This window comes from Brevibacillus sp. FW301-21C12A, assembly GCF_058788915.1.
In genome coordinates this window covers 26529-33407 of the sequence record NZ_JBYTBG010000048.1, presented here as the reverse complement: position 1 = coordinate 33407, position 6879 = coordinate 26529, and the positions used below count along the sequence as shown (strand labels likewise).

Genomic DNA, 6879 nt, shown 5'->3' with positions numbered 1-6879 from the left:
AAGAAAGTGTTTGGGTTGGAAGACCGCCTACGAATCATTCATGGAGGCAGTGTCGCACTTGGCTTGACAATCCGTCGGATGAAAAAGAAACCAAATACTATTATCGAATAGATGAAAAAGTGAAGCAAAGCGGCTACAACGGTAAAACAAACAAGCACAGAGAGAGCTAAAGCGTTAGCAGCTCCGCGCAATTGTCAACGTGAGTCCAAAAATGCCGTTACATCATGACAGCCCCTAAATTTGCTTACTACGACAAAACGAAAGCATAATGCCGAAGCCAGGCTTCAGCATTATGCTTTCGCAAATTTTTGTACTCTTTACCACGCCGCAATACTACTATCCGTGCGCATATCCGTCCCGCCGCTCAAGACGCCGTTTTCATCCCGCCAAATAATTTGGCCTCGGCCAAAGTAATTGCCGAGCTGCGCCCACTTGATCGTGTGCCCTTTGCGCTCCAGCGCCTGCGCCAGATGCTCCGGGAAGTGCCGCTCCAACTCCACCGTTTTGCCTTCCATCCACTGCCAGCGCGGTGCGTCCAGCGCCGCTTGCGGATTGAGGTGGAAGTCGATCGTGTTCATGACCACCTGCACATGGCCCTGCGGCTGCATGAAGCCGCCCATGACGCCGAACGGCCCCACCGCTTTTCCGTCTTTGGTCAAAAAGCCCGGGATAATCGTATGGAACGTTCTTTTGCCCGGCTCCAGGCAGTTGTCGTGATTCGGGTCGAGCGAAAAGTTGTGTCCGCGATTTTGCAGGGCGATTCCTGTTTCCGGCACGACTACTCCTGAGCCAAAGCCCATGTAGTTGCTCTGGATGAAGGACACCATGTTGCCCTCGCCGTCCGCTGTTGCCAAGTAAACTGTGCCACTCGACTTCGGCTGGCCCGGCTCCGGCGTCAAAGCCTCGTCGCCGATCAAGGCGCGGCGCTCGGCGGCGTATTCCTCCGACAGCAAGTCTTTTACCGCGACCTTCATCTTGCTTGCTTCCGTGATGTATTTCAAACCGTCGGCAAAAGCCAGCTTCATCGCTTCGATCTGCTTGTGATACGTGTCGGTTGTGTCTTTTGCCGCAAAGTCATAGCCCTTCAAAATGTTCAGCGCCATCAGGCCGATCATGCCCTGGCCGTTCGGCGGGATTTCCCACACGTCGTAGCCACGGTAGTTGACGCTTATCGGCTGCACCCACTCCGGCTCATAAGCGGCCAAGTCCTCTTTGCGCAAATAGCCGCCGCACTCGCGGGAAAAGGCGTCGATTTTTTCCGCCAGCTCGCCGCGGTAGAAGCTCTCCCCGTTCGTCTCCGCAATCTGCCGCAGCGTAGCCGCGTGCCCCGGCGACTTCCAGATGTCTCCCGCTTTTGGCACCTTGCCTTCTGGCGCAAAAGTGGAGAACCAATGGGCAAACTCTTCGCCTTTGCAAAGCTGCGAGAACTTTTTATACGCCGCGTTCCAGTAATGGGCCAGCGTCGGCGAAAGCGGATAGCCGTTTTCCGCGTAGTCGATGGCCGGCTGCAAAACCTCTGTCAGCGGCAGGCGGCCAAAGCGCTTGGACAGAGCCGCCCAGGCAGCCGGAGCGCCCGGCACCGTCACAGGTGTCCAGCCGTAAGTCGGCATTTCTTCCAGTCCTTTTGTTTTCAACGCCTCGATAGAGATCGCTTGCGGAGCTGGTCCGCTGGCGTTCAGTCCGTGCAGCTCGTCTTTGATCCAGACGAGCGCGAACGCATCGCCGCCAATTCCGTTGGAGGTCGGCTCGACCACCGTCAGGCACGCAGCAGTCGCGATTGCCGCGTCCACTGCATTGCCGCCCTTTTTCAAAATATCGAGACCTGCCTGCGCCGCGAGCGGCTGCGAGGTCGCTACCATGCCGTTTTTGGCAAATGTCGTGACACGTTTCGATGCATACGGGTATTCCATTGCGTCGTAGTTTACCATGATTGAGGCCTCCTTGTATCTGGTTGGCGTTGCTACCCGATAAAAATGAACCCATACGCCATCGCCGCTACTATTACGAAGGCCGGATGCACTTTCCATGTCTCCAGCAGCAGATACGATGCGACGGTCAAAATGCCTGTCTGAATCCATCCGATCCCTTCGACTGCTCCGAGCAAAAACTGATAGGTCATCGTTCCGAGCAGGACCGTCACGACCGGGCGAACCGATTGTGTCATGGCTTTTACCTGCGGAGCATTGCGGAACAAGTTGATGAATTGGAGCAGCAGAATCATCGCAATCGCCGTAGGCGCAACTGTCGCCAGCAAAGCAACTGTCGCTCCCGGCACCCCTGCCACCTGATAGCCGATGTAGCCGGCCAGCTTGGTCGCAATCGGGCTCGGCAGCGCATTGCCCACTGCCAGCACTTCCCCGAATTCTTTCATGGACATCCATTGGTAATGATCGACGACCTCGTTTTGAATGAGCGGGATGCTCGGCGGCCCTCCTCCGTACCCCAAAATGTTCGAGATGAAAAAGGCCCAGAACAACTGTAAATAAATCATGCCGCTCCCTCCTTGCCGTCCTTTTTCTTGCGTTTGCGGACAGACCAGGTGGAGTAGGCAAAGGAAACGAGCAGCGCAATGCCTACTACAATGCCAGGATGCCAGTCAAGAAAGAGCAGCGCTACGAGCGACAGGCCAAGCGAAATGCTCACTCCCGTTTTGCTCGACGCGCCTTTCCAGCCCTTGGCGAGAAACTCCCACGTCAGCACGCCTGTCATGACCGCAATCACCGGGCCGATCGCCTGGATCATGCCGTAGACGCCGGGCGCGTCCTTCCATTGATAAATCACTTGCAGCAAGCCGATCATGACGAGAACGATCGGCATGACTACCGCGACGTTCGCTACCAGTGCCCCCATCCAGCCTTTGACCCGATAGCCGATAAAAGCAGCCAGCTTGGTCGCAATCGGCCCAGGCAAGGCATTGGCGAGCGCCAGGTTGTCGGAAAAATCCTCGTCCGTCACCCACTTGTACTTTTTCACGCACTCGGTATAAAAAAGGGGAACCATCGTAGGTCCTCCCCCGAAACCAAATATCCCGATGCGGAAAAAGGCGAGAAACAAATGCCAGTAAACCATGTTGTTCGTACCTCCATCCTTGCCTTAGCGGAGCAGCTCACCCGAATGCACCAGATGACAGGAGACAAGCTGGCCTCCACCGATATCTGCCAGACTTGGCACCTGCGATTTGCAAACCTCCGTCGCATACGGGCAGCGCGGGTGAAACGTGCAGCCGCTTGGCGGATTGGCCGGACTCGGCAAATCTCCGGTCAACAAAATCCGTTCGCGCTTTTGCCGCGGTTTCGCCACAGGGACAGCCGAGAGCAGCGCCCGCGTGTACGGGTGGCTCGGGTTGTCGAACAGCGTCCTTTTATCGGCAATTTCTACTACACGGCCCAAATACATCACCGCAATCCGGTCGCACAAATGCTTGACGACCGACAAGTCATGCGAGATGAACATCAAGGTCAGATTGAATTCCTTTTTCAAATCTTTCAGCAGATTCAGCACCTGCGACTGAATCGACACGTCCAGAGCAGATACCGGCTCATCCGCAATAATCAGCTTCGGCTTGACCACGAGCGCGCGGGCAATCCCGATGCGCTGCCGCTGTCCGCCGGAAAAGTCGTGCGGATGGCGGTTCAGGTGCTCTTTTCGCAGGCCGACAATCTGAATGATTTCTTCAATGACGCGCTCCCGCTCTTCCTTGGTTCCGATGTCGTGCACCATGAGCGATTCCAGCAAAATCTGCCTGATCGTCATCCGCGGGTTCAGCGAAGCATACGGGTCCTGAAAAATCATTTGCAGGTCCTTGCGCATCCGGCGCATTTCTTCTTTGGGCAATTTTGCTAAATCTTTGCCATCGAACCAGACTTCTCCTGCTGTCGGCTCCAAAAGCCGCAAAATCGTCCGGCCCGTCGTCGATTTCCCGCAGCCGGACTCCCCCACGATCCCGAGCGTCTCGCCGGGGTAGACAGTCAGGTCAATGCCATCGACCGCTTTTACATGGCCGACCGTCCGCTTCAGGAAGCCGCCTTTGATCGGAAAATGCTGCTGCAGCCCTTTTACTTCCAATAGAGGTGTTGTCATTGCCGCTCTCCCTCCTCTGCGTACAGCCAGCAACGGCATTTTTGTCCGTCCAGTTGGATCAATTCAGGCGGCTTTTCCTGGCAGATCGGCAGCGCCTTGGAGCAGCGCGGGGCAAAACGGCAGCCCGTCGGCATTTGGTGCGGCAGAGGAACTGCGCCCGGAATCGTCTCCAAATATTCGCGCTCCTCGTCCAGCTCCGGGATGGAGTTCATCAGGCCGATCGTGTACGGATGCTTGGGACTTTCAAACAGTGTATCCACATCGGTTTCCTCGACAACCTGCCCAGCGTACATGACGATGACGCGGTCGCACATCTCGGCTACTACCCCCAGATCGTGCGTAATCAGCATGATCGAGGTCCCTGTCTTTTCCTTCAGATCGCGCATCAGGTCGAGAATCTGCGCCTGAATCGTCACATCTAGCGCCGTTGTCGGCTCGTCGGCGATAATCAGCTTCGGGTCGCACGACATCGCCATGGCGATCATCACCCGCTGCCGCATACCGCCGGACAGTTGATGGGGGAACTCCCCGTAGATTTCTTCTGCGCGCGGCATCCCGACGGCCTTGAGCATCGCAATCGCCCGCTCTTTTGCTTCTGCCTTGGAGACTTTGCGGTGCAGCATGACGGCTTCCTCAATTTGTCTGCCTACCGTGTGCAGCGGATTGAGCGAAGTCATCGGCTCCTGAAAAATCATCGCGATCTCGTTACCGCGCATCCCTTGCATTTCTTTTTCCGACAGCTCCAGCACGTTTTTCCCCTGGAAGCGAATCGTGCCGCCTGTGCTTCCGTTTGGCGGCAAAAGCCGCATGATCGACAGGCTGGTGACGCTCTTTCCACAGCCCGATTCGCCTACGACGCCGAGTGTTTCACCAGCACGGATGGAGAAGTCGACGCCGTCAACAACGCTGACGACACCGCTGTCCGTGCGAAACCGAGTTCTTAGCTGCTCCACTTCCAAGATGGTCGTCATCTGCTCCACTCCTTTCCCTGCGTAGGGCATTGATTATTTGCGCGCGCGCGGGTCGAGTACCTGCTGCAATCCATCCCCCAGCAAGTTGAAGCCCAGCACGACTAAAAAGATGGCAATCCCCGGATAAAACGTCGCATACGGCGCGACAGACATCAGCGTCTGCGCCTGGTTCAGCATGCTTCCCCACGATGGCGTCGGCGGCTGCACGCCCAGCCCCAGATAGGAGAGCGAAGCTTCCGCGATAATGCCGGAGGCCATCGCAAGTGTCGCCTGAATCACGATCGGGTTGAGCGCATTGGGCAAAATATGGCGGAAAATGATGCGGGCATCCTTCACGCCAACCGAACGCGCCGCTTGAATATATTCCATGTTGCGCAAAGAAAGAACCTGACCGCGAGTAATCCGGATGAAGGCAGGAGCGAAACCGATCCCGATCGCCAGCATCGCGTTGCCGAAGCCGGAACCGAGCACGGCCGAGATCGCCAGCGCCAAAATCAAAAACGGAAAGGCTTGCATCGCATCGACGCTGCGCATGACCACCCACTCATCCCAAAAGCCGCGGTAATATCCGGACAACAACCCGATCGGCACGCCAATCAGCATGGCGATTCCTACCGAAATGAGAGCAGCCTGGATAGAGATTCGCGCTCCGTAGACGACGCGGGAGAAAATATCCCGACCGAGGTCGTCTGTGCCAAACAAATGCTCGCCGTCTGGCGGCATCATCACTTTGTTGTAATCTTGTGCATTCGGGTCAAAAGGAGCGATCTGCGGCGCGAAAATCGCTATCACAATCAACGCAAGGATAATGACCGCTCCGATGACGCCAAGACCATTTCGCAGGAATTTGCGCGCGGTTTTCATCACTCACCCGCTCCTTTCCCAGCTTTGATGCGCGGATCAATGACCGCATACAACATATCGACAGCCAGGTTGACCAAGACGACCAGCACCGCCGAAACAAGGATCGCTCCCTGTACCGTCACGTAGTCGCGCTTGAAGACCGACTCGACAATCAGACGGCCGAAGCCGGGAATCGAGAAGATCGACTCGGTAATGACCAGACCGCCCAAAAGGCCCGCGATCATCAGCCCGGAGGTTGTCACGACTGGCACCATCGCATTGCGCAGCGCATGGCCCAAAATCGTGCGCGCTTCATTCAAGCCTTTTGCCTTCGCCGTCCGAATGAAGTCCATGCTGACCACATCGAGCAAGGAAGAACGCAGCATTCTCATCAGCACCGCAGACTCCCGAAGGCCGGTCGCCAAACAGGGGAGAACCATCGCCAGCAAATTTTGCTTCGGATCTTCCAGAAACGGCACGTAGCCGGATGCGGGAAGCCATTGGTTGTTCACTGCAAAAAAGATAATCATCATCATAGCCAGCCAGAAGCTCGGGATGCTCATCCCGCCCAGCGCAGTAAAGGTGCTCGTGTAGTCAATCCACGTCCCGCGGCGCACAGCCGCCAGGATTCCCGCAGGAAAAGCAATCAGGATCGCCACGAGAAACGTTCCGATCGTAAGCTCCACCGTTGCGGGCAGCCTTTGCATAATTAATTGAGAGACCGGCACCCGGTCCGTAATCGAGATTCCCAAATCGCCCTGCAGCACTTTTCCCAGCCAGGAAAAATATTGCACCACGATCGGCTGGTCCAACCCCAGCTCTGTTCGTAGTGCCTGATAGGCTTCCGGTGTCGCTTCCTGTCCTAAAATGACCCGGGCAGGATCGCCCGGGATCAAGTGGATCAAAGAGAAAGTCATAATGGACACCAGCAGGAGAATCGGGATTGTCAGCAGTAGACGCCTGACCACGAACATCATGACAATTC

At 56.3% G+C, this 6879-nt stretch carries 7 protein-coding genes; all 7 read right to left on the bottom strand.

Annotated features, from left to right (window positions below):
- Nucleotides 1-317: 317 nt before the first annotated feature.
- Genes ggt through AC3WQH_RS21815 form a run of 7 tightly spaced genes read right to left on the bottom strand, consistent with a single transcriptional unit; the run spans nt 318 to nt 6871 of the window.
- Nucleotides 318-1928: a gamma-glutamyltransferase gene (ggt, locus tag AC3WQH_RS21845; RefSeq protein WP_005834738.1), complete on the bottom strand. Its 1611-nt coding sequence runs from the start codon at nt 1926-1928 to the stop codon at nt 318-320.
- Nucleotides 1929-1960: 32 nt separating this feature from the next.
- A complete protein-coding gene (locus AC3WQH_RS21840; RefSeq protein ID WP_005834736.1) occupies nt 1961-2491 on the bottom strand; it encodes a chromate transporter in 531 nt (176 codons plus the stop codon).
- Nucleotides 2488-3069 carry a chromate transporter gene (locus AC3WQH_RS21835; protein ID WP_005834735.1) on the bottom strand — a complete coding sequence of 194 codons (582 nt, stop codon included), beginning with the start codon at nt 3067-3069 and terminating at the stop codon, nt 2488-2490. The genes AC3WQH_RS21840 and AC3WQH_RS21835 overlap by 4 nt, the downstream gene beginning before the upstream one ends.
- 24 nt (nt 3070-3093) lie before the next feature.
- A complete protein-coding gene (locus AC3WQH_RS21830; protein WP_005834733.1) occupies nt 3094-4080 on the bottom strand; it encodes an ABC transporter ATP-binding protein in 987 nt (328 codons plus the stop codon).
- Complete coding sequence (locus AC3WQH_RS21825; protein ID WP_492332244.1) at nt 4077-5051, bottom strand: ABC transporter ATP-binding protein; 975 nt, start codon at nt 5049-5051, stop codon at nt 4077-4079. Before AC3WQH_RS21825 ends, AC3WQH_RS21830 begins: the two co-directional genes overlap by 4 nt.
- A gap of 33 nt (nt 5052-5084) precedes the next feature.
- Nucleotides 5085-5915: an ABC transporter permease gene (locus AC3WQH_RS21820; RefSeq protein WP_005834729.1), complete on the bottom strand. Its 831-nt coding sequence runs from the start codon at nt 5913-5915 to the stop codon at nt 5085-5087.
- Complete coding sequence (locus tag AC3WQH_RS21815) at nt 5915-6871, bottom strand: ABC transporter permease (protein WP_005834727.1); 957 nt, start codon at nt 6869-6871, stop codon at nt 5915-5917. Before AC3WQH_RS21815 ends, AC3WQH_RS21820 begins: the two co-directional genes overlap by 1 nt.
- Between the last annotated feature and the right edge of the window lie 8 nt (nt 6872-6879).